The sequence below is a fragment of the Bradyrhizobium sp. Arg237L genome (assembly GCF_029990105.1).
GTDB lineage: Bacteria > Pseudomonadota > Alphaproteobacteria > Rhizobiales > Xanthobacteraceae > Bradyrhizobium.
Map to the genome: position 1 here is coordinate 95740 of NZ_JAQMIL010000017.1, position 24546 is coordinate 120285.

Sequence of the window (24546 nt, forward strand, 5' to 3'; positions counted from 1 at the left end):
ATCGGCGTTGAGGCTGGTGAGCCAGCAGCAACGATCGCGGACGATGCACATTGCTCCTCCTTTTCTCGACTGGTCCGTCTCTCGCCGAGACAGTCTTCAGCCGTTCAAGGGGCAACCGTGGCGTCGAACAACAAGAAACTCCTGTCCGTTTCTCTCAAGAGTATTTTGCTGACAACCGTCAGTGCATCCACGCTGCTGACGGCGTCGCTCTCGGTTCACGGGCGCCCCTTGAACGGTTCTGCCGTGCGGTCTGCGCCGAACCTCGCAGCGGACGCGGCGTCGCTGGCGGCGCAACAGGCGGCGGGGGCCGCGAAGCAGGCGCAAGACTCGCTGGCGCGTGCGGCGCGGGCCGTTCAGGACATCCAGGCGATGCAGGCGGCGGCACGCGGGGCAGCCCAGGCCCGGCAGACCTCGATCACCGCGCCGGTGGTGGTGCCGAACGGCCTCGGCGCCGGCGGGTTGCAGGTGGCGCCGGGTGCTGCGCCAGGCTCGGCGTTGTGGCGCGGTGCCAATGCGCCGACGCAGAGCGTCGATGCGGCTGGTCAGACCCAGGTCGGCATCCAGCAAACATCCGCGCGGGCGATCCTGAACTGGAGCTCGTTCAATGTCGGCGCGCGCACCACATTGACGTTTGACCAGCAGGGCAATGCCACTTGGGTGGCGCTGAACCGCGTGGCCGGTGCCACCGCACCGAGCCAGATCCTCGGCAACATCAAGGCCGATGGCCAGGTCTATGTGATCAACCAGAACGGCATCATCTTCGGCGGTGGCAGCCAGATCAACGTAGGTTCGTTGATTGCGTCCAGCGCTGCCATCACTGACAGCCAGTTCTTGGACAGCGGCATCTATTCGACCCGGAGCGGTTCGAGCTATGCGCCGAGCTTCACCGGGGCGGGCGGCAAGATCGTCGTCGAGAACGGAGCGCTGATCACCACCAACGCGGCGTCGTTGGTGACCTCCGGCGGCGGCTTCGTGCTGATGATGGGCTCTCAGGTCGATAATGCCGGAACGATTGCGACGCCGAAGGGCCAGGCGTTGCTGGCAGCCGGCGACGCCTTCATCCTGCGTCCGGGTTTCGGCACCAATTCCAACCAGGCCTCGACCACCCGTGGCCACGAACTCGCACCGGTGATTGCGGTCGGCAGTGCCAGCGGCGTCGTCAGCAACAGCGGGCTGATCTTCGCCCAGCAGGGCGATATCACCTTGGCGGGCCGCACGCTGGCGCAGAACGGCGTGCTGATTGCGACGACCTCGGTCAATACTCGTGGCACTGTTCATCTGCTGAACGCGGCCTCGGACGCTGCGGGCAGCGTCACGCTCGGCGCCACCAGTCTGACGACTGTGCTGCCGGAACTCGATAGCAGCGAGACCGCGCTGGACAGCCAGCGCGACGCGCTGATCGCAGCCTCCACCGCGGCGAATGTGCTGCGCGGCGCCAGTTCCGCCAGCCAGTTCGACAATCTCTCTCTGCTGGCTGACCGCCAGGACCAGTCGCGCATCGAGATCGTCAGCGGCGGCACTGTCACCTTCAAGGGCGGCTCGGTGACCGCGGCGCAGGGCGGCCAGATCGCGGTCTCCGCCAACAAGCGCATCTTCGCGGAGGACGGTGCGATGCTTGATGTTTCCGGCGTGCGCGGCGTCGCACTTGCGATGGCGTCGAACAACATCAAGATCAACGTGCAGGGCAACGAACTGAGAGACTCCCCGCAGAACCGCGATTCCAGCCTGCTGAAGAACAACGACGTCTGGATCGACGCCCGCGATCTCACATTGGTGCCGGCGGGCACCGGCGGCTATGCCAGCGACCGTTACTATACGGCCGGCGGTTTGCTCGAGGTCGGCGGCTATCTCGGCACGTCGGCGCATACGATCGGCGAATGGTCGGCGCTGGGCGGCAGTATTACGCTCTCCGCACCGGAGGTCATTGCACAGCGCGGCGCCGCCTTCGACATCTCCGGCGGTTCACTGGATTATGCCGGCGGCTATATCCGCTCGACCAATCTGCTTGGCAGCGACGGTCGGACCTACAGCGTCGACAACGCGCCCGCCGACATGACCTTCACAGGCTTTGCCGGTGGCTTCTCGCGCAAACACAGCATCCAGGGCAAGGTCGATGATAGGCTGACCGAGACCTGGAGCAGCATGTTTGGCCGTGGCCGGACCAGCGTGCGCTGGGAAGACGGCTACACCGTCGGCCGCGACGCCGGACGGCTGATCCTGTCGACGCCGACCAGCATCTTCGAGGCCGATATCGTGGCCGACACCGTGACCGGCCAGCGGCAGACCAACAAACGCCCCGACGGCGCCTCCGATGGATACAAGCTGACGCAGACGACGGCCGCGCTCAACGGGCAGTTGATGGTCGGGCGATACGGTGTCGTGACCGGAGACGGCATCTTCAATTCGGATATCAGGTTCGGCGATGCGGCCGCGATCACCGCGGGTCGTTCCGACACCGATGTGCTGCCTTCGGCGCGCACCGGCACGGTCTGGTTCAACACATCGCATATCAACGCAATGGGTCTTGGCGGTCTCGACATCGGTACCAGCGACACGATCACGATCGAGCGTGCGCTGATGTTGGCCGACGGCGGACAGATCAGGCTCATTGCCCCCGTCGTGGATATCAAGGCTGACATCACTGCGCGCAGCGGCTCGCTCACCGTGGATAATTATTTCAAGGGGGGCGGAGACCGTGGCAACGCGGTGGTGCTGCTCAAGAACGGCACATCGTCGGTCGCCCTGCATGAGGGCGTGACGCTCGATCTGCGCGGCGTGTGGGTTAACGCGCTGCTGAACAAGGATGACACCCGCAAGCTGGCCTATCTGGATGGCGGCACGGTGCGGCTGCAATCGACCCATGACGTGACGTTGAAGGCGGACAGCCTGATTGATGTGTCGTCGGGCGGCGCGATCCTCGCCAACGCAAAGGTTAAAGGCGGCCGTGGCGGCGACGTCTCGCTGATTGCGGATCAGGAGAATTCTCAAGTTCAACCGGACGGTCTGCTGACCCTCAACGGTAACATCCGCGGCTACGGCGTGAGCGGCGGCGGTACGCTCAAGATCGAATCCGGGACGGCTATCGGGATCGGCGGAAAACTGCTTGCCACCGACGGAGTGCTCGGTGCCGGCGAGAAGGCGCCGGCCGATCTGGTGCTGTTGCAGGACTATCAAGTCAAGGCCGGCGATGTGCTGCCGGTTGATTACAGCTACACGACCAGCATCGCGAAGCCTGGCGAGACGATCGGGACGACCAACAGAGCCATCAACGACGTGACGCTTGCCGTCGACTGGATTCCGTCGCGTCCGGCGACGGGAAGCCTTGGGTACACCATTCTCGTGACAGGTGGCTACTATGGGATCACCCAAGATGGTTATACATTCAACAGGAATGGCGATGTTAACATCATCAGGGGGAGTGGCCTTCCTGTAATCCCGGCGGGAACTGTGATTTCCTCTATTCCACAAGGGGCGTTTGCATCCTCCTATATCGTGCCTGGCGACGCCTTTCCCAATGGGATCTCGATCCTGGACAAGACCGTCACGATCGCGGCAGGTAATGTGTCGCCGGTGAATTTTACGGTTGCGTCGGGTACGCGCCTCGCGGCCGGGACGACCTTCAATGGCGCGGTTGCCGTCGCTCCGACGATGACGGTCGATACGTCGCTCTTCCAATCCGGTTTCTCCAGTTACGATGTCAATAGCCATCATGGTCTGGTTGTGGCGGAAGGCGCTAAGCTTGATGTCACGATGCCGGTCTACCGCTTCGCGGACACAGCTTTCAGCATCGCCACGGGTACTGATCCTGCGAATGCGCTGAGCGTATGGACACCACCGGAATGGACGGAAGACGCCGCCAACAGCCGGTTGATTCAACGCAGCGGCGCCAGCCTGACCTTGCGCTCCACGATCGGTGAAGCCGGGGCAATGTCGGCGAGTGGCCCGATCGACATTCGTGCGGGTGCGGCGATCAGGGTCGATGCAGGCCAGTCGATCGGCCTGCAAGGAACGGATCTCACGATCGACGGCACCCTGACCGCCCCGAGCGGCACCATCACTTTAACGGGGAACAGCGCTGCCACGAACAAAGCCGGCCTGATCTGGATCGGCGATCACGCCGTGCTCGACGTCGCGGCGCGCGCCGTGACGGCGACGAATGCGAGCGGCCGGACTTATGGTGTCGTTGGCAATGGCGGCTCGATCCTGATCGGCGGTGCGATGGATTGGGAGGCGAAGGGCGAGTCGGCTGCGCCGCATGCTTTCGTTGTGATCCGGCCCGGCGCGTTGCTCGACGCTTCGGGCACAGGCGCGGTGCTCGATATTCCCGCGCCCGGCCTTGGAGCGACCAGCACGCCACTCAACATCGCCAGCGACGGGGGCACGATCGTGGTCAAGTCCAGCATCGGGCTTTATCTCGACGGCACTCTGCGAGCGGCTTCGGGCGGTGCGAACGCGGCAGGCGGCACGCTGGCGCTGGCGACGCCCGCTTATCCTACGCTAACGACGACTGGCGATGTGCTGCGGCATCGCGAATTCGTCATCGCCGATATCCAAGGCGATAGCTCAATCGCGGGTGCGGCGTCCATGGCGGAAGCGAAGGCCGGTCTTGTGGTCGGCACCGCGCGGCTCGGCGTCGATCGTATTCACGAAGGCGGGTTCGGCAATCTTTCGCTGCTGGCCGACGGGCCGCTGTCCTTCGACGGAAATGTCACGCTCGCGATGAGCCAGAGCCTGCGCCTCTATGCCGGTACGTTTGCGCTGGGTGAGAGCGCGGGAGCGAACTCACAGGTGTCGCTGTCGGCGCCTTATGTGCGGCTGGCGGGTACAACTCGCCTCGCCGGCGATGGCTTCACCTTGCCGGCCGTGACCTGGGGCAGCGGTCCGTCGCAACAGGCTAGCGACGCCGTGTTCTCGGTCACCGCGGATCTGATCGATCTTCGCGACCGCGTCGGCTTCGGCGCACGCAAGTTGATCGACACCAAGACATCGATCTACACCGTGGATCGCCGGAGCTTTGCGCTGGTCGATCTCACGAGCCGCGGCGACATCCGCCTGCTCGCCGGTCTACCGGGGCGCGGCATCGGGTCAAGCGCGCTGACGACCGAGCTCGCCACAACGGGCGATATCACGCTGGTCGCCGCGCAAATCTATCCAGCAAGTGGCGTCGGGGCGCAGATCGTTGCCGGCTACCAGGAAATCGATAATTTCCTCAGTGGCAGCGTGCTCACCATTCGGCGATACGGTGACACCGTGCCTGACGTGCCGTATTCGGCATTCGGGTTGCTCTATCTCGGCGCGGAAACCGTCAATCAGGGCGGCGTGGTGCGCGCGCCGTTCGGCGCGTTGCAGCTCGGCACGATGGGTCGTGGCGACCCGGCACAAGCCGATGCGATCAATCTTCTGCCGGGCAGCATCACGTCCGTGAGCGGCGCCGGGCCGGTGATGCCCTATGGTGGGACCATCGATGGCCTCGATTATCGTTATAACGGGTCCACGATCGTGCTCGACGGCGCCGGGGGCATGACCGGCACCGATCTCAAGCGCGGTATCCGGCTTTCGACCACTCATCTCAATGTCGAGTCCGGTGCGGTTCTCGATCTGGCGGGTGGCGGCGAACTGACCGGCGCGGGCTTTGTGTCGGGCCGCGGCGGTTCAGTCGATATCCTGACGACGCCGTTGATCAATTCCAATCCTGGTTACAGCTACAGTAGCAAGGGCAACGCGGTTTATGCGATCGTGCCGAGCCGCGCCGCGGCGTATGCGCCGGTGGTGCAGGAGGCGGGCTATGGCGCGCCGCTCACGGGTCAGCAGATCACCATTCCGGCCGGCGTGCCGGGGCTGCCGGCCGGGACATACATGTTGATGCCGTCCAGCTACGCGCTGCTGCCCGGTGCGTTCCGCGTTGAGATCGGCGCGAGCAACCAGACCAATCTTGCGGGCGCCGGTTCTCTTGGGAGCGCTACGACCATCGGCAATGGCTCCTGGAGTGCCGTCGGTTATCTCGGCATCGCCAACACGTCCATTCGCGCGTCGCTGCCCAACCGGGTGACGATCACGCCGGCAAATACCGTAAGGGCGCATTCGTCTTACAACGAGATGGGCTATAACGCCTTTGTACTCACGGATGCAGCGCGCCTCGGCGTTCCGCGCGCGATGCTGACGGTGGATGCCAAGACGCTGGACATCCTGATGGGCAGGCCGGCCGTTGCGGACGGCCGTTCGCAATTGCGGTTCAATGGCGATCTGCGCATGGACCCGGCGTCCGGCAGCGGCGGCTTCGGCGGCACCGTCAATGTCCGGCGTCTCGGCGAAATCCTGGCTCCAGGCCAGAGCGCCGATCCCGCCATTCGATTCGCATCCGTCTACGCCGACGAACTCAGCAAGCTCGACGCGCCGCGTCTGGTGCTGAACGGCACCATCACCACGGTTTACGGCGTAGCGGGCCGCTTCGCGACCATTCTAGGGGGCTACGGCAATAACCTCATCTTGCGCAGCGGCGCCCGCATTGCGGCGGCGGAGGTGATCCTCGCCAGTAATGGGGAAGCGGGGTTCATCACGATCGAGGAGGGCGCGTCGATCAGTACGGTCGGCCGTGGCCGGGCCAGCTACGATTCGAGCGACGGCTTCGTCTTCATCGCTGAAGGTGGCGTCGTTGCACTGTCCAATGGCTTCGTCAATCTGCTGCAGACATCGGCAACCAATTCGGCTTCACGCGTCAACATCACGGTCGGCGGCTGCGTCACCGTGGACTGCAACAAGACAACGACATTTGTCTCCGAAGGCACCATCGCTGTTTCGACGTCCGGCGCGTTCAATATCGCCAACAACGTATCCTACGGCACGCGCAACCTCGTGCTCGGCCTGTCGGCGATCAATCTTGGCGAGGATGCCAGGCTCGCAGCCGCGGCGGCATCGGGCCATCTGCCCGCGGGTCTTTCGCTCAATCAGGGCCTGCTGGCGCAATTGCTCGCAGGCAATACGGCGACGGGGGCGCCGGCGCTCGAGACCCTGGTGCTCAACGCGCGCGATGCGGTGAACATTTTCGGCGCCGTGACCCTCGATGCGTCGAAGGTCGGACGTCTCGTGCTCGGAACGCCCGCGATCTATGGCTATGGCGCGGCCGGCGATGTCGCAACCATCCGCGCGGGCGAGTTCATCTGGACCGGCTCGGCGGCGGCGCCGGGCGCGGCGATGGCCGCGCTCCTCGGCGACGGCACGCTCGACATTGCGGCGAAACGCGTCGTCTTTGGCTATGGGCCCAACTCCCAGCCGAGCAGCACGGTGGTGGACAACCGTCTCGCGCTCGGTTTCGCCACCGTCAACATCGCCGCAAGCGAGCGCATCACGTCGAACGGCAAGGGCACGCTCGGCGTCTATCACAAGCAGGGCGCCTACGTTCCGGCGACCGGCTATCAATACACGGGCGGCGATCTGACGTTCACGGCGCCGTTGTTGACCGGTGTGGCGGGTTCGGTCAACACCATCACCGCGGGCGGTGATGTTCTCGTTACCGGAGCGGGCAGTGCAGCCGTGCCGCACGTTGATGCGCTTGGCGCTCAGCTCAAGCTGACGGGGACCAACGTCACGGTCGATACCAGTGTTGTCCTGCCCTCGGGCAAGCTCGTTCTGACAGCAACAGGCGATATCCTGCTTGGCGGTGCCGCGCGCATCGACCTGTCGGGGCGCGCGGTCGAGATGTTCGACGTCACCAAGTACAGCTGGGGTGGCGACCTGGTGCTGACCAGCAGCGCCGGGAACATCCGCCAGGCAACCGGATCGGTGATCGACTTGTCGGCGCGGTACAACCGCGGCGGCACGATGACGGTGACGGCGCTTGGTGCCGGTGCCGGTCATGTCGATCTCGGCGGCACTGTTCTCGGTTCGGCAAGCGGCCAGTATGACGCGGGCGGCACGATGGTGCCGTACGACGCGGCTGAACTCACCGTGCGGGCGCAAACGCTCGCCGATTTCGCGGGGCTGAACGCACGCCTTAACTCTGGCGCCGTGGTCGGTGCGCGGCGGTTCCTGATCAAGCAGGGCAGCCTGACGGTCGGGGACGAGGTGCAGGCAGGCGACGTCGAGATCGCTGTCGACGGCGGCAACCTGACCGTCAATGGCACGATCAATGCGAGCGGCTTCCAGGTCGGATCGATCCGGCTCGCGGCGATGGGCGACCTCACCATCAACGGTACGCTGGATGCGCACGGCACCGGCCTGCGTGTCGACAGTTACGGCAAGATCATCGACAGTCCGAACCGCGCCATCGTCGATCTGACGACGCGCCTGGGCACGCTGACATTGAGCAGCAATGCAGCGATTGACCTCCGCGCGGGCACCGGAGTCACACATGGCAACGGTCCCGGCCAGAACGATGGCGCGGCACGCGGCACGCTCAACCTCAATGCGCCGCGGCTCGGTGGTTCAGGTATTCCGTCCGGCGAGAGGGGGGTGAACGGCGCCAACGATGTCGCCGTGAACGTGCTCGGCACGCCCCAAATCCATGGCGCAAAGACCGTCGCGGTCAATGCCTTCCGCATTTATGACGACGCGCCGCTCGCCAGCGCGCCGGATGTGACCGGCCACAAGCCGCAGGAGATCACGCAGGGCTATCTCGACGACATCGATCAAGACAGCAGCGCCTTCATCAATGCGGCGCTCGCCAATACCGCGCTCGCCAGCAAGCTCTCTGGGCTCGGCAGCTATCACCTGCGGCCCGGTGTCGAGGTTGTCAGCAAGATCAGCACCGAGAATCCGAACGGCGATCTCGCGGTCGCGGGCGACCTCGACCTGTCGGGCTATCGTTATGGGCCGCAATCGAACCGGCTCGATCCGGCGTTGCGCGGATTCGGCGAGCCCGGCGTATTGACGATCCGTGCCGCTGGCGATCTCAATATCCGAGGCAGCATCAATGATGGTTTTGCACCGCCGTCGGCCACGTTTGACGACAAGGGCTGGCAGCTCGGGCCAGGCGTGGTGCCGTATGGTGGTGATCTTGTGCTTCCCATTGCGGTGACGCTCGAAGCCGGGACCACTTTCCGAAAGGGTGTGACGCTTAACTATGATCTGCCGGCCACGTTCGATACGCTCGTGGGGAATCCACAAGGTAACAACGTCCTGGCCGGCACGGTGCTACCGGTGAGGGCGACTCTGGCAGGTCCTCTCAATTTATCCGCGGGCAGTGTGGTCGGCGCGACCATCTACAACGCCGATGGTACGGTGGCTTATGCCGCCGGCACGGTTCTGCCGAACGCAGTGACGCTCACCGCCGGCATGCAACTCGGCGCCGGAACGGTGCTGCGCAGCGACGCCAAGATTGCAGCGCTGATCTGGCCAAAGGGCATTCCGTTGCCGGGAAACATGACATCGAGCGGACCGTTGTCGCTTGCCACCGGGTCGCTGATTCCATCCATGACCAACGTCAAACTGGCGGGCGATCAACCGATCGAGTTGCGGCCAGTTGTGAGCGGCGTGCAGGGCCGCAACTGGGCGGTGGCGCCGATGCTAGGTGCTGGCGCAACAGCGTGGTCGATGAGTCTTGTCGCGGGCGCGGATCTCGGATCGGCAGACCGCCGTGCACTCAATCCCGCCTCCACCGGAGCAATCACGCTAGGCGATACCCACTACATATCAGGGCCTGGCCCTGCCCAGAAACTCTGGGATCCCAACAATTGGTGGGGCATGCCGCCGAACGATCCGGTTCCGGACGATTGGCTATGGGCGTGCTTGGATCCTGGCCAGTGCTACGATGGGGCACCAGGGGCTCCAGCACCTGTCGCGCCATCCTTCAGCGTCGTCCGCACAGGCACCGGCGATCTCGATCTTGTCGCCGCCGGCGACATCCGGATGAACTCGCTCTACGGCATCTACACGGCCGGCACGGCGACGTCGGTCGATCCAACGTATAACCGTGCACGTGGCCTTCTGGCCGACGGTACGCTTCTCGGCCCCAGAACCGCCGACTATGCCGCCCCCCTTTCGACCTATCAGGCTTGGTATCCCGACCAGGGTGGCAACGTCTTGATCGCGGCCGGTGGCGATCTCGTTGGCGACATCACGCAAGGCACGGGTCCGGCGAGTGTCATTACCGGCAACTGGCTGTGGCGACAGGGCACGGGCAGTACGGCGGTCGATGCAACGATCCCGACGTCCTGGTGGATCAACTTCGGAACCTATACGGCCAACACCGCCTCAGGTGCGCCCGGTAATCCCGATCTGCTGGGCTTCACCGGCATCGGCGCGCTGGGCGGCGGCGATGTCGCGATCCGTGTCGGTGGCAGTGCCGGCACGATCGCTCTTCGCGGCGAGCAAGCGACGGATGGCGGGCATCGAAGTCAGGGCCTGGTCGTTGCTGTTGGCAGCACCGGCCGCGTTGGCGCTGACGGATCACTGACGCTGACCGGCGGTGGCGACGTCGACATGCGGATCGCGGGTGCGCTCAACCCGAACTTGGCTCTCACCAACAGACAGGAAATTCAAGTGCTGCCCGGCGCGCTGGTGAATTTGCGCGGTGCCTTGCACGTAGCGGCGGAATCGATCGGCGGGATCAAGCTCATTTACCGGTCGGGTGCGTCCGGATTTAATGACGCCTTCGATCCGCGCGGTATCGACCCGTTCACAGCAACGTCCTCGGATGCACGCTCCGGCATTACGCTGGTGCCCGGCGATTCGGCGGTTTATCTCGAAACCTTGGGCGACCTCGTCCTTGGTGGCGCCGGTGATCCGGGGCGCTCCAAGTCGCCGAACCGATCTGCCTTCTCTGCCGGCGGCTCGAACGATACCGGACAGAGCTGGTTCTCGCTCTGGACCGGTCACACGGCGATCAACCTGATCTCTGCCGGCGGCAATCTCACGCCCAGCACCTCGGCGTCCGAAAACCGTGCACAGACCAGCGATCAGATCGCAGCAGATGGGTCGTTCATCTACCCATCGATCTTCCGGGCGGCGGCCCTGGGTGGCAGCATGTATTACGGGGTCAACGCCTTGTCCTACATGCGAGGCGATGCTTCTGAGGTATATCCCTTCATCACTCTTGCTCCGTCTCCGCATGGTTCGTTGGAGATGATGGCCCGCGACTCGATCTATGGGGGGCAGTATTCGTTCAGCCTGTCCGGCTCCGGCGTGGCGTTACCGACGCCGTTCAATCCGGCCTTCATGGGAGACGGTGTGGACCCCTTGGGACACGTCAAGGTGACCAACGGGTCCGGCGGCGTTATCGACCTAGGCGGTAACCCCGTGGCGTTGTCGCTGTTCTTCTTCGGTCCGAACACTGCTGCTTTTGACGTCGGCCGAGCATCGGGCGCCGATCCGATCCGGTTCTACGCACGCGAGGGCGATGTTGTCGGGCTGCGCACGGGTGAAACGTTGTCATTCAGCGCCGATGGCTCGACCTGGTACAGCGCGGCGGCTCCGATCATGGTGCGTGCGGGTCGCGATATCGTCGGTGCCGGCCTTGCGCCCGGCGTCGCGTTGACGAGCGCCCTACAGGGGGCGACGTCGCGCGGCAATCTGATTGTGCATAGCAATCCGAACGACGTGTCGATCATCTCGGCGGGGCGCGACATCGTCTATGCCAATTTCGATATTGCCGGTCCTGGCACGCTCGAGGTCTCGGCGGCGCGCAATTTGTATCAGGCCGACAAGGGCGCGATTACGAGCATCGGGCCGATCGTTCCTGGCGACACGCGTCCCGGCGCCAGCATCCTCCTGCAAGCTGGCGTTGGGCCGGACGGGCCGGACTATGCGGCGCTGGTCAAACTCTATCTGGATCCGGCCAGAATGGCCGATCCAGCCGAGCCGCTCGGTCAACAGCCGGGCAAGGTGATGCAGACAGCCGACACCATTGCTTCGCCTCGCGATCTTTATGCCTGGGTGAAAACTCAAGCTGGTTACACAGGAGAGGAGGCGGGGGCGCTGGCATTCTTCAATTCTCTGACGGCAGACAAGAGGGCGGCCTATCCAACCAATCCGCTTCTCTTCACCTGGCTCAAAGACCGAGGCTACAAAGGCACGCAGGGGGATGCGCTTGCTTACTTCCTCGGCCAGAGTGCGGATCAGCGTAACCAATTCACCTACAACGCCATGCTCTACGCCTGGCTGCAAACACACTACGGCTATTCCGGTAATCAAGCGGGAGCGCTGACCTTCTTCAATGCTCTGCCCATGGTTGAGCAGTCGGTATTCAGGCGCATTGTCTATTTCGCGGAATTGACGGCCAGCGGGCGCGAGTACAACAATCCCGACAGCCTGCGTTACGGCTCATACCTCCGCGGCAGAGAGATGATCGCGACGCTGTTCCCGGAGAAGGACGCGGATAACAACCCGATCCTTCGTTCCGGCGATATCACCATGTTCGGCGGATCGGGCGTGCGCACCAATTTTGGCGGCGACATCCAGATGTTGACGCCCGGGGGACGCACGATCATTGGCGTCGAAGGGCAGGTGCCGCCGGCATCGTCAGGGCTGATCACGCAAGGAAAGGGCGACATCCAGCTCTATTCGAAGGGCTCGATCCTGCTCGGCCTGTCGCGCATCATGACCACGTACGGCGGCGGCATTCTGGCGTGGTCGGAGGAGGGCGACATCAACGCTGGCCGCGGCTCCAAGACGACGGTGCTCTATACGCCGCCCAAGCGCGTCTACGACGACTACGGCAACGTCACGCTGTCGCCGCAGGCGCCCTCATCTGGCGCCGGCATCGCCACACTCAATCCGCTTGCCGGCATCCCGCCAGGGAACATCGACCTGATCGCACCGATCGGCACCATCGACGCCGGCGAGGCAGGCATCCGCGTGTCCGGCAACGTCAACCTCGCGGCGCTGCAGATCCTCAACGCGGCGAATATCCAGGTGCAGGGCACGTCATCGGGCATCCCGACCGTGCAGGCGCCGAACATCTCTGCTGTGCTTTCGGCGTCGAATGCGACGGCAGCCACGCAGCAGACCGCATTGCCGGCGCCAGTCAGCGGCAACAGCCAGCCATCGGTGATTATCGTCGAGTTTCTCGGCTTTGGCGGTGGGGCGGCTAGTCCAGATACTATCGAGGAAGATGAACGCAGCCGACGACGGGATGACCGGCACTCTCAAAATCCTACGAGTCCAGTACAAGTGATCGGTGCAGGAACTCTTGAGCAAAACGCCATCAGCCAACTCACCCCAGACGAGAGGAAGCGACTGGTTCAGTAGGCAACTGGCTATCACCCAGTTCACGAGATAGAAATAGAGCGTTTTCGAGAAGTGGACATCGGTTCGCGTGAAGAAAACGCGTCATAACAAGAGTCCAAAGCTTCGGTTCTGATTCCATCAGAACCGAAAATGCTTTAGAGCCAGGGCTCTCGCTCCAAACCTCGGTATTCGTCAGCACATACCGAGGCTTTGTATCATGCGGCGGGCCGTGCTTCGTCCGGACGCAACGTCAACACGCGGACGCCGTCATGAGTGACAGCAACCGTGTGCTCGAACTGTGCGGAGAGCTTCCCGTCCACTGTGACAACGGTCCATCCGTCCTGTTCGGTTCGAACCGTCCTGCGCCCTTGGTTCAGCATGGGCTCGATCGTGAAGACCATGCCCTCTCGGAGCGTCAGGCCGGTCCCCGGCTTTCCGAAATGCAGCACTTGCGGTGCTTCGTGCATCTCGCGCCCGATGCCATGACCGCAGTATTCTTGCACGACCGAATAGCCGTTCCGCTTTGCGTGCCGCTCGATGGCGTAGCCGATGTCGCCAAGCTTTGCGCCCGGGCGAACGGCCCGGATGCCCTTCCACATGGCCTCATAGGTGGTGCGAACGAGCCGCCTTGCCGTGGGCGCCACATTCCCGACGAGGAATGTCTTGCTGGAATCGGCGATATAGCCCTGCTTCTCGAGCGTGATGTCAAAATTGACGATATCGCCGTCCTGCAAGACCTCGTTCCTCGACGGCACGCCGTGGCAGACGACCTCGTTCCTCGAACTGTTCAGAACGAAGCCGTAGCCATACTGGCCCTTGCTGGCGGGCCGCGCGCCGAACTGATCGACGATGAGTGCCTCGACGAGGTCGTTGACCTGCAGGGTGCTCAATCCGGCGAGGGGCTGCCTATCCAGATGCGCGAACACCGACGCAAGCAGACGCCCCGACTCCGCCAGTAGCTCAACCTCGGCCGGCGTCTTCGTCATGCGGTCGCAGCCGCGAGATCAAGGGCGTCGACGCCCGCCTCCTTCAGCTCACGCGCCACAAGCTCTTGGAAGGTGAGGCCAGGGTTCAGTTCGCAGAGCATGCCGATCTTGATCCAGAACGCCGCCTGGGCGTTGATCGACCGATAGGACGCCTTGCTGGCCCGCCGCAGCTGCTCGTGCAGCTCATCCTCGATATTGACGATACCCACTGAGCGCTCCAAAATATACGATTCGTATATGCTTTATATACGCGGGCTTGGGGCGCGGCAAGAGTTGCGCGCCGGATGCGATGCCCGAGCGTCGCAGCCGGACGTTGGCGCCGGCGCCAATGCCGATCGAGCCGGCGCACAGTCGGCGGCGCTGGCGCGCTCCAGGATACAATTTCGGAGAAAAGCGTAGAAGCACCCGACACGGTTCGAACGTGCGAGACCTGCACGAACAGAAAGAAATCGTTCAGATCCAGCATAGGTCACCGTCGTCCAACCATCGGGACGCTGGGTTCGGATTTCGATGACTTTTGGGCCGATCGTCGGGTGCGTAGCTCCCACTCGACACGTTGATCCGGGCGGCCATGCGAATGCGCCGCGCGGGCATCCAATAGTCCACCGGCCTCTGTTCAGATTCTCCCAAACCGCACGAAGGCCGCATATCGGGCTTCGCCCCGCTCTGGAAGCCGCATTGGACAAACCAGGAGAACGCAATGACCAATCGCGCCTACGAACCACTGACCGCTGAGAACGCCGCCCTCGTTCTGGTCGACCATCAGATCGGGCTGATGACCGGGGTCCGGGATATCTCGACCGGGGAGCTGGGCCACGCTCGTCGGCCAGATCGCCGGCGCCATGCGCAAGTGAGCGATCGATCAATCCCGAACAACCGAGGACATCGACAATGACCAATCGGAGCGATATCCCCGTCGAAGAGAGGGACGCCGACCGTGGACGAAGCGGCCTGTCACGCAGGAATTTCATCGCAGCTTCCACGGGCCTTGCGGGAAGCATCGTTGCGGACCGTGCGGCGGCCGACTCCCTTGCCGACGTGCCGCCCCGCGAGGTTGGCGCCGACCTCGGCGGGCACAGCGAGCGATCGAAATACGTCAATATCTCCCGCATTCCCGAAGCCGGTCCAGGCAAGCGCAACGTCGATCCGAGCGATGCGATCAATTCGAAGACGCCGATCGACAAGCTCTTCGGCAGCATCACGCCATCGGATCTGCACTACGAGCGAAGCCATTCCGGTGTGCCTGATCTCGATCCGGTCAAACACCGGCTGCTGGTGCATGGCATGGTGCGGAAGCCGTTGGTGTTCAACGTCGATGACCTCAAGGCGATGCCGCAGGTGTCGCGCGTGGTTTTCATTGAATGCACCGGCAATGGCTGGGAGAACTGGAAGAAGGCTGACGAGAACCTCACCGTGCAGAACACGCACGGTCTCGTCAGCACCAACGAATGGACCGGCGTCCCGCTGAAATTCCTGGTCGAACTTGTTGAAAAGGACCGCGGCTCCAACTGGATGCTCGCCGAGGGCGGCGACGCCGCGGGAGTCGCACGCAGCATCCCGCTCACCGACGAAATCCTGAACGAGGCGTTCGTGGCTTATGGGCAGAACGGCGAGCCGCTGCGGCCCGCGCACGGCTTTCCGATGCGGCTGATAATGCCGGGCTTCGAGGGCAACCTGAACATCAAATGGCTGCGCCGGTTGAAATTCGGCGACCGGCCCTGGATGACGCGTTGGGAAACGGCGCGCTACACGCAGCTTCGGGCCGACGGCAAAGCCACCCAATTTCAGCTCCGCATGGAAACCAACTCGGTGATCACATCGCCCTCCGGAACGATGGTGATCAAGCCCGGCTACCAGCGGATCACCGGGCTCGCCTGGAGTGGTCACGGCAAGATCGCCAAGGTCGAGATTTCGACCGATGGCGCCAAGAGCTGGAAGGAAGCGCAGCTAAATCTGCCGGCATTGCCGAAGGCGCAAACGCGCTTTCAGATGGATTGGACCTGGGACGGTAAGCCGACCAAGATTGTCAGCCGTTCGACCGACGATAAGGGCAATGTCCAGCCCGACCGCAAATCCTTCATCGCCGCGATCGGGACCAACGCACTTTTTCACTACAGCGCGCAGCAGCCCTGGAGCATTGACGAGACCGGGAGGGTTCGAAATGTCCTCGACTAGCAAGGCATTCCTCACTGGCGCGATCGCGCTCGCGCTTGGTTCTCCCGTACTTGCATATGATTTCGGCCGTCCCGCGACACCCGACGAGATAGCGCAATGGGATATCGACGTCAGGCCGGATGGCAAGGGACTGCCACCGGGCAGCGGTACGGTAGCGCGAGGAAAGCAGGTCTTCGCCGATAACTGCGCGGCTTGCCATGGCGACAACGGCGTTGGCGGCATCAAGGACCGCCTCGTCGGAGGGCAGGGCACGTTGGCTTCGGACGCACCGGTGAAGACCGTGGGCAGCTTTTGGCCCTACGCCACCACGCTCTTCGATTACATTCACAGAGCGATGCCTTATCAGGCGCCGGGTTCGCTTGATAGCGATGATACCTATGCCGTCGCGGCCTATATCCTTCACTTGAACGGCATTCTGCCTGCCGACGGCAAGCTCGATCGCGACACCCTACCAAAGATCAAGATGCCGAACCGCGACGGTTTCGTTCCGGAGCCGGAGTTCGATCCGGCCAAGCTGTTCAGGAAGAAGTGAGAATGGGCTTCTTAAGGACTGTCGTCTTCGTGCTGATCGCAACGACTTGGTTATCAGGAGAGCATGCAATGTCCGCTGATGGATTGATCACGCTGCACAGCAGCTTTGGCCCGGAAGAAACGATGCACCGGTTTGAGACTGAGGTCCGAGCCAGGGGCATGACGGTATTCAGCCATATCGACCATGCCGCTGGCGCTGCCACGGTCGGCTTGCCGCTGCGGCCGACAAATCTTCTGATCTTCGGCGCGGCGAAGGCCGGCACTCCGCTGATGCAATCGGTGCAAACGATCGGCATCGACCTGCCGTTGAAGGCGCTGGTCTGGCAGGACGAGGATGGCAAGACTTTCCTTTCCTACAATGATCCAGCCTATATCACGCGTCGGCATGGTATCGGTGAATCCGCCAAGCCTGTCATCGCAGCGATGTCGGGCGCGCTGAAGGAGATGGCAGCAAAGGCGACGACGGCTCCTTGAGATCAACGGGAGCCAATGGTGAGGCGCCCGCCATTCTGCGGATGCCTGCACAGGCGGGCGCGGCACGCACACGCGCGGCTCAATAAGAATCATTACACGCGTAACCAGTCAGGGAGAAACGTACAGGGATTTGACTTCTGTCGGGTCCTGGCCTCCGCCATCATCCGGATGCGTCATGGTTTCGGCGACGCTGCTATCGGGATGAACGTGATGTCGCAAGTCCGTTTCGAGGAAGCTTTACGTCGCGTGGGCATGGAGGTCCGCGGAGGAAATCTGATCGAGGTCCCATGGTCAAACGTTGCAGACGGAGAGTCCATTGGCAACGTAGCGTGGGCCGGACGGGATATGGGCATCTTCGTGGTCGATTGGGCAGACTCGAAAATCGTCGAGCTGGAGACGTTGGCAGGGAAGGACGTTATCGTCTGTAGTGCTGTGCTCAATCAGGACGAAGCCCGGACGGACTTCGCCGTCGGCGACAGTCGTTTCGACGCGAGGGGCGCAGATATGACGATGGTTTTCGTGCCGCAACACGAGCGGTTCAAGTTTGTAACGAGTGTTTCGCGAGGTCTCAAAGCGGTCACTGTCGTCGTCGACATGATATCCATGATGAAAGCTCGTGGCCTTCCTGCTGCGGCATTGCCGAAATCGCTTCTGAGCATGATCCGGGGGCGGGAGATCGCGATGGAGACGCTTGTCCCCGGTCATTTTGGCGAGATTGCAAGGGACGTTGCTGCGCGACGCGCCATGTTTCCGTCTCTCGCCACGCTCTATTATGAGGGCAAGACGTTTGAATTGGTTTCTGCTCTGTTGAGCGGGCTCTCCCGACGTGATGCTTTCCGCGTCGGCGATGGTGCCTTCGATCCGGGTATTCTTGACCGGCTGGGCCTGGTGAAGCAGATCATCGACCAGGCGCCGCATCGCGTTTTTGACGTCGATGCTCTCGCGCGCGTCGCCGCCATGAACAGAACCAAGCTCCGATCCGCTTTCAAGCAGGTTTATGGCACGACACTATCGGGCTATCGCACGGCACTCATGCTGCAACGGGCCGACCGGGCTCTCAAACAAGCAGGGGCCAGCGTTAAGCAGGCGGCACGCCATGCGGGCTACGCGACGACGTCCAGTTTCATCATCGCTTATAAGCGGCAATACGGAGTTCGCCCAGGAATCGTCCTGCGAGATTGAAAGGCTGCGGCACTAACGATCCATCCTGCGATCCTCGATATCGTCTCCTGTATTCTCTTCGGATGTTGCATGTGTCACAACCGAAAGTCCAAAAATATGGTGCAGAACGTTATCGAGCAATCCGAACAAGTGGTGCATGATCTCAACGCCAAAATGCAGGGCCGGGTCACCGCGCGATGGGACGAAGGCTACGACAACGCCCGAAAGGTGTGGAACGGCGCGGTGGATCACCATCCGGTCGCGATTGCCTTCTGCGAAAGCGCGGAAGACGTCCAGGCTGCCGTACGAACAGCGCGTGCCCATAACTTGCCAGTATCGGTTCGTAGCCGTGGACACGACGCTGCCGGGCGTTCGGTCCGGTCAGACGCGCTCGTCATCGACTTGTCTCCGATGGACCACGTCCGGATCGACGATCAAGTCGCGACCGTTGCCGGCGGCGCCACCGCCGCCAAAGTGATCGCCGCCGCTGCCGCGCGCAACCTCATGGCCGTGACGGGCTGGAATGGTGTGCCGGGAATGACTGGACTGACGACCGTCGGCGGTTATGGCCCTCTGATTGCAAGCCACGGTCTGGCGTTGGATAGCTTGACTGGCGCCGAACTTGTTCTTGCCGACGGGCAACGGCTCACCGTCGACCGGGACAAAAACCCGGATCTGCTTTGGGCCCTTAAAGGCGGCGGAGGCAATTTCGGCGTAGTCACGTCGATGAAAGTTCGCTTGCACCCCGCGCGCCAGGTTCTGGGCGGCATGATTTTGTTTCCATGGGGAGAAGCAGAGACAGTGCTGGCCCGGTGTGGCAAGGCAATAGGATCTGCCAGCAACAATCTCTCCGTCGTTATCGGAATCATTTCCCTACCGGACGGCAGCCCGGCTCTATTCCTGGCGCCAGCGTGGACCGGCGAGATATCCGACGGCGACATCGCGATGGAGGTCCTGAAGCGCTGCGGTAAGCCCATGCACGTGCAGATCGCGTCAATGGGCTATCAGGACTTGATTCAGGGCTTTGATGCGCGTGTGGCGAATGACAAGCACTATGCGCTCGAGACCCGTTGGATACCGGCACTCAATCCAGAGGCGATGTCTGCCTTGATTGAAGGTGGCGCCAGTCGAACGTCGCCATTCTCGACCATCATCCTTCAGCATTTCCGTGGCCTGCCCACGCAATTTCCCCTGGACAGCACCGCCTTTGGACTGCGACGTGAACATGTCATGGTTGAGATCATATCCTGTTGGGATCCCACTGCTGGTGACAACGGCTCCGTCCACAAACGCTGGGCACGCGATTTTTCTCAGACATTGGCTCCCATGTCGTTGCCGGGCGGCTATCCCAACCTCCTGGGACCGCATGCTCAGGACCAAATCGCTCAGGCTTACGGGAACAACATCACGAGACTTCAGGCCGTGAAGCGTCGTTTCGACCCGGATGGCTTCTTCTCAGCCACCGCTCTCCCCCGCTGAAGCGAGTTGTTGGGCTCACACTGGGTGTTCGCGATCGAGCACTCGAACAACGGAGACTATGCGATGACGGTGCAGAACTTTGCGGAGACAGGCGCGGCGAGCCCTCATGGCGCGACACTTCCGGTTCTCACCCTCAAGCAACTTGACGCAGATCCACATGGAGTCTTTCGCCAGTACCGCAAGGATCACGCTGTCGTGCTGCAGTCTCACCACGGTGTCGCTCGAGCTCGACTCCACGAAAACGGCGCTGAACTCGCAGCGCGATGCCCTGATCGCATTGACAAGCCCGCGCGCATCATAGCCGCCGAGCATGAGCCTTCCGGCGCGGGCCGCAACGTCTACCAGGCCGATCGGGGCGCGGTGACGAGCCTCGGCCCCGTCGCGCCAGGCGATCTGCGTCCGGGGGCATCGGTCGTGATGATGGCCGGTGCCGGCGCGCCGGACTATGGCGCGCTGACGCGCTATCTCGATCCGGCCAACCTGGCGGCGGCGGACAAGCCACTTGCCGATCAGCCTGGCAAGGTGGCGAAAACCTATGAGAAGGACCTCGCCGACTGGCTATCGTCGCACTATGGCTTCAAGGGCACCGAGGCTGACGCACGCGCACGGTTCGCGCTGCTGCCGGCCGACGAGCAGGCGATATTCCTGCGGCAGGTGTTTTACAGCGAGCTGCGCGACAGCGGCCGGGAATACAACGATGCCAGTGGTCCACGCGCGCGCTCCTATCTGCGCGGTCGACAGGCGATCGCGGCGCTGTTCCCCGACCAGGACGAAGCCGGCCGCCCGATCTCTTATCGGGGCGATATCACGATGTTCGGCGGCTCCGGCATCCGAACGCTGTCCGGCGGCAACATTGAGCTCCTGGCGCCGGGAGGCCAGATCGTGCTCGGGGTCGAAGGCGTGGTGCCGCCGCCTTCGGCCGGATTGATCACGCAAGGATCAGGTGACATCCACAGCTATTCGAAGGGCAGCCTGCTGCTTGGACTGTCGCGGATCATGACGACCTTTGGCGGCAATATCGTCGCCTGGTCGGCGGAGGGCGATATCAACGCCGGCCGCGGATCCAAGACGACACAGGTCTATACCCCGCCGAAGCGTGTCTATGACAATTACGGATCGGTGACGCTGTCTCCGACCGTTCCCACGACAGGCGCCGGCATCGCGACGCTCAATCCGATCCCGGAGGTGCCGCGCGGCAATGTCGATCTGATCGCGCCGCTCGGCACCATCGACGCAGGCGAAGCCGGCATCCGGCAACGTCAACCTTGCCGCGTTGCAGATCGTGAACGCGGCGAATATCCAGGTGCAGGGCAGCGCTACCGGAATTCCGGTCGTGCAAGCCCCGCCGGTTGCCGCGCTGAGTTCGGCCGGGAACGCCACTGCCGCCACTCAGCAAAGCGCGGCTCCGACGCAGTCGAACAACGATCGGCCATCGGTGATCATCGTCGAGTTTGTCGGCTTTGGCGGTGGCGACGGCTCTCCCGCCCCGAATCCGAGCCCCGAAAAGAAACGGAGCGGTGACGACCAACGAGCCCAAAACCCTGATAGCGCCTACCAGGTGCTCGGCGCGGGCGAGATGACGATGGACGAGGCGAAGCAACTGATCGCCGAACGCCGCCGTCAGATGCGGCCATAGTCGGGTTGTGGCGCGGCGTCCTGAAGCGACATCGCGCCCGACATGGTTCAGCTCTGGCCGGACGCACTGTTCGCATCGTACAGGTTGAGCCGAGGCGGCTGGCGAACGTTTACGTTGTCTGTGCTGGCGCGGCGGCAAATTTTCCGGACCGAAGTCGGTCGATGGCTTTCCGTAACACCCTTCGCGTACGCTAAGGGTCTGAAAGCTCGTCGGCCGGCGATTCCGAACCCGACGAGCGCCGTCACTCACCGATCGCACGCCCGATGCGGAAATCCGGAAAACAGGATGATCCTGCTCAGCTACATCTATCGCTTCGTCTCCAACTTCGTGTTCCTGGCGCTGGTCTATTTCAGCCTCAACTTCATGGAGAAATACGAGCATCGCGCGCTCGTCGCGCTTCTGGTGCTGGTTTATGCCGCGATGCACGCGGCGTCCGCCTTGCGCTCGTTCTATTTCTTCCAGCGAATCGAACGCCTGGAAGGGGAGACGCGTCGGCTCGGGACGGCGGTGGTCGAGGGACCAAGTTCGACAGCCTCACGCAAGCAGATCGTCGGTGCCGTCACCGAGCTGCGTCATGCCGGCGAGATCAAGTCCTATATCGACCTGCTGTTCCTGGCGCTCGTCATCCTGCTCTGCATCGCCAAGATCGTGACGAATTGAGCGGATGGCGCGGTAATCTCCGCCGCGGTCTTCAGCGCTTCGCGACCTGAAGTGCGCGTCTGTTCGGCTTCGCCTGCACGGCATGCTTGGGCACGCCACGACCCGCATGACCTCCTTGCGGGTTCTGATGCACGGCATGCCGGGAATGCGGCGCCTGACGCGCACCGATGGTGCGGGCTCTCGCGGAGATCGGCCCTATCGCATTGGCGGCTTCAGGAGATGCTGCCACCTGTTGCGGACGTTTGGCGGGTAAATGCGACGCGAGCAGCGTCACACGCACGCCTTCGGGCATCCTGAAGACGGAGGAGGCCGGGACCGGCAGGGCCGGGCGGCTGTTCTCGGAGACCCGCAATGGCTCCGGCCATGCCGTCTGCGAGGCGATCGCGGCGCGCGGGCGGCGCAGTCGATCGAACAGGCCTGGATCACGCCAATCCAGATTCGAGAGCCCGGGTGCGGGCAGTTCCTGCGTCTGGACGAACACGAAATTCGGAATCTTCGGCCAGCGCACCGTTGCGACGGTCTCGGACGGCGGATGCAACAGCCATTGCACGGGTTCGGTCGGCGTGGCCGGCCGCTCCGGCGTCGCCGGCACCACATGGACGATCCGATAGCCGCGCGCCTTTAACTCCTGCAGGATTTTCGGCAGCGCCGCCACCGTGCGTGGCTGGATGTCGTGCAACAGCAGGATGCCCTTGCCCTTCGCTTCCAGCCGCTGGATTGCGAGCTCGTAGACGCGCGCCGGAGGGATATGGCGCCAATCGTCGGCGACGAAATCGGCGCTCCAGTTCTGGATCTCACGCGATGCCAGATAGTTCTCGACCGCTTCGGCGCGCAGCAGCCCTGGAATGCGGAAGAAGGGCGCGAGCTTGCTCGCGTCGCCAAGCGCGGCCACCGTCGAGGCGATCCCGGCATCGACCTCCTGCTTGGCCTGCTCCATCGACATCTTGTTGAAGGTCAGCGGATGGTTCTGGCTGTGCGTGCCGACGGTGTGGCCGGCGGCGACGAGCTTGCGGACACCTTGCGGATTGGCTTTGGCCTGACTGCCGATGATGAAGAAGGTCGCCTTCACGCACTGGCTGGCAAGAATGTCCAGCACCTGGTTGCTGTATTTCGGCAGTGGGCCGTCATCAAATGTCAGCACCACTTCGTGATCGTCCAGCGGCAGAGTCTCGGCATATTGCATGGTGCCGATCCGGGGATGCTCGCGGGGATCGACCACCAGCGTGCGCGAGGTGCCGAGCGCGTCGGGATGGCCGGGACAGTCAGCCGCGACTGCGGACTGGCTGCTCGCGCCGATTAGAATCAGCAGGGGGAGGGCAGTCCACGACCGCTTCCAAAATCCCTCGCCAACGCTAGCGATCATAACACCCTGGCTGCATTCTCTTTGTCCGACGCCAAATCCTTACAGGCGGCGTCATGAACGCCACCTTAATGCTTTGTAACCCACAGCCGTCCTTTGGTTCAATGTGTTTGATCCGACACGGTTTTCGGGCCCGGCGGCACGATATGCACAATCCTGTAATTGTGATCGCGCAGATAGCGCAAGAAGGCCGGAAGCATCGCCGCGGTGTGCGTCTTGGGATCGTGCAGCAGGATGATTCCCTTGCCGGCGGCGTTCAGGCGCCCGGTCAGAATCTTCAGCTCCTCCTCCGGCGTCATCTTGTTCCAGTCGCTTGCCCAGAGGTCGGCGCCGAACACGGCGATGCCGCGCTTCTCCAGGTTCGCGAGCGTCTCCGGCGACATCTCGAAATAGGGGAAGCGGAAGAACGGCGTGCTCGGCGTCGTGGTCGCGCGCCCATGCAGCGCCGTTTCGACCGCGGCGATGCCCTTGTCGATCTCGCCAATGGCGTCGTCCGGTTTCATGTATTTGAGGTTGTGATGCGTCCATGTGTGGTGGGCGACCGTGTGGCCGAGTGCGGCGATCTGGCGGACCAACTCCGGATGCTCGGAGGCCGGCTTTCCAATCATGAAGAAGGTGGCGCGCACGCATTCATGGGCGAGTGCCGCGAGAATCTTCCGATCGGTTGACGGCCATGGCCCGTCGTCGAACGTCAACACCACCTCGTGATCCTGCAGGGGCAATGTGTCGGGAAAGCTCTTGGTGCCGACGCGCCGATAGGTCGCGGGATCGACGGTCAGGACGCGCGACGTTCCAAGCGCATCCGTGCGCGGGCATTCGTCGGCGGCGTGCGCCGCGCCGGTCCACGCGAGCAGGGCAAGAATGGCTGCACCGAACGTTCTCATAAGCACACCTGTTCTTCGCGATTGGCGATATTTGGCATT

General features: G+C 63.0%; 12 protein-coding genes and 1 pseudogene. 9 read left to right on the forward strand and 4 right to left on the reverse strand.

Features of this window, described 5'->3' with window-relative positions; genetic code table 11:
* The first annotated feature begins 117 nt into the window (after positions 1-117).
* Positions 118-13182, forward strand: coding sequence for a filamentous haemagglutinin family protein (locus OZ411_RS13120; protein WP_282528278.1), 13065 nt, complete (start codon positions 118-120; stop codon positions 13180-13182).
* A 194-nt stretch (positions 13183-13376) separates the two neighbouring features.
* On the opposite strand, the gene map is transcribed toward OZ411_RS13120, so the two are convergent.
* Both map and OZ411_RS13130 read right to left on the reverse strand, forming a co-directional pair.
* Positions 13377-14147 (reverse strand): type I methionyl aminopeptidase, encoded by a 771-nt coding sequence (gene map, locus OZ411_RS13125; RefSeq protein WP_282528279.1) that lies wholly within the window; start codon positions 14145-14147, stop codon positions 13377-13379.
* Positions 14144-14356 (reverse strand): ParD-like family protein, encoded by a 213-nt coding sequence (locus tag OZ411_RS13130; protein WP_130580856.1) that lies wholly within the window; start codon positions 14354-14356, stop codon positions 14144-14146. Before OZ411_RS13130 ends, map begins: the two co-directional genes overlap by 4 nt.
* A 491-nt stretch (positions 14357-14847) precedes the next feature.
* Between OZ411_RS13130 and OZ411_RS13135 the strand changes: the two genes are divergently transcribed.
* The 8 genes and pseudogenes from OZ411_RS13135 (at position 14848) to OZ411_RS13170 (ending at position 22263) form a co-directional block, all read left to right on the forward strand.
* Complete coding sequence (locus OZ411_RS13135; protein WP_207234536.1) at positions 14848-15042, forward strand: hypothetical protein; 195 nt, start codon at positions 14848-14850, stop codon at positions 15040-15042.
* Positions 15039-16322 (forward strand): sulfite dehydrogenase, encoded by a 1284-nt coding sequence (soxC, locus tag OZ411_RS13140; protein ID WP_282528280.1) that lies wholly within the window; start codon positions 15039-15041, stop codon positions 16320-16322. Before OZ411_RS13135 ends, soxC begins: the two co-directional genes overlap by 4 nt.
* Positions 16309-16854, forward strand: coding sequence for a cytochrome c (locus OZ411_RS13145; protein WP_282528281.1), 546 nt, complete (start codon positions 16309-16311; stop codon positions 16852-16854). Before soxC ends, OZ411_RS13145 begins: the two co-directional genes overlap by 14 nt.
* Before the next feature lie 68 nt (positions 16855-16922).
* Positions 16923-17327, forward strand: coding sequence for a DUF302 domain-containing protein (locus OZ411_RS13150; protein ID WP_282528295.1), 405 nt, complete (start codon positions 16923-16925; stop codon positions 17325-17327).
* A gap of 210 nt (positions 17328-17537) precedes the next feature.
* Complete coding sequence (locus tag OZ411_RS13155) at positions 17538-18509, forward strand: AraC family transcriptional regulator (RefSeq protein ID WP_282528282.1); 972 nt, start codon at positions 17538-17540, stop codon at positions 18507-18509.
* Positions 18510-18605: 96 nt separating this feature from the next.
* A complete protein-coding gene (locus OZ411_RS13160) occupies positions 18606-19967 on the forward strand; it encodes an FAD-binding oxidoreductase (RefSeq protein WP_282528283.1) in 1362 nt (453 codons plus the stop codon).
* 996 nt (positions 19968-20963) lie between these two features.
* A pseudogene (locus OZ411_RS13165) lies at positions 20964-21603 on the forward strand (filamentous hemagglutinin family protein).
* A 285-nt stretch (positions 21604-21888) separates the two neighbouring features.
* Entirely contained in the window at positions 21889-22263 is a 375-nt protein-coding gene (locus tag OZ411_RS13170; protein ID WP_028163989.1) for a hypothetical protein, read from the forward strand.
* Positions 22264-22294: 31 nt separating this feature from the next.
* Here OZ411_RS13170 and OZ411_RS13175 read toward each other — a convergent pair whose 3' ends face one another.
* Positions 22295-23626, reverse strand: coding sequence for a polysaccharide deacetylase family protein (locus tag OZ411_RS13175; RefSeq protein ID WP_282528284.1), 1332 nt, complete (start codon positions 23624-23626; stop codon positions 22295-22297).
* A 98-nt stretch (positions 23627-23724) separates the two neighbouring features.
* On the reverse strand, positions 23725-24507 hold the full coding sequence (locus OZ411_RS13180; RefSeq protein ID WP_282528285.1) for a polysaccharide deacetylase family protein: 783 nt from the start codon (positions 24505-24507) through the stop codon (positions 23725-23727).
* Positions 24508-24546 lie beyond the last annotated feature (39 nt).

Excerpts from the sequence above, each read along its gene's own strand:
- soxC (WP_282528280.1), top strand. The coding sequence starts at position 15,039 with ATGACCAATCGGAGCGATATCCCCGTCGAAGAGAGGGACGCCGACCGT.
- map (WP_282528279.1), bottom strand. The coding sequence starts at position 14,147 with ATGACGAAGACGCCGGCCGAGGTTGAGCTACTGGCGGAGTCGGGGCGT.
- OZ411_RS13170 (WP_028163989.1), top strand. The coding sequence starts at position 21,889 with ATGATCCTGCTCAGCTACATCTATCGCTTCGTCTCCAACTTCGTGTTC.
- OZ411_RS13160 (WP_282528283.1), top strand. The coding sequence starts at position 18,606 with ATGGTGCAGAACGTTATCGAGCAATCCGAACAAGTGGTGCATGATCTC.
- OZ411_RS13175 (WP_282528284.1), bottom strand. The coding sequence starts at position 23,626 with ATGATCGCTAGCGTTGGCGAGGGATTTTGGAAGCGGTCGTGGACTGCC.
- OZ411_RS13150 (WP_282528295.1), top strand. The coding sequence starts at position 16,923 with ATGTCCGCTGATGGATTGATCACGCTGCACAGCAGCTTTGGCCCGGAA.
- OZ411_RS13145 (WP_282528281.1), top strand. The coding sequence starts at position 16,309 with ATGTCCTCGACTAGCAAGGCATTCCTCACTGGCGCGATCGCGCTCGCG.
- OZ411_RS13135 (WP_207234536.1), top strand. The coding sequence starts at position 14,848 with ATGACCAATCGCGCCTACGAACCACTGACCGCTGAGAACGCCGCCCTC.
- OZ411_RS13180 (WP_282528285.1), bottom strand. The coding sequence starts at position 24,507 with ATGAGAACGTTCGGTGCAGCCATTCTTGCCCTGCTCGCGTGGACCGGC.
- OZ411_RS13155 (WP_282528282.1), top strand. The coding sequence starts at position 17,538 with ATGTCGCAAGTCCGTTTCGAGGAAGCTTTACGTCGCGTGGGCATGGAG.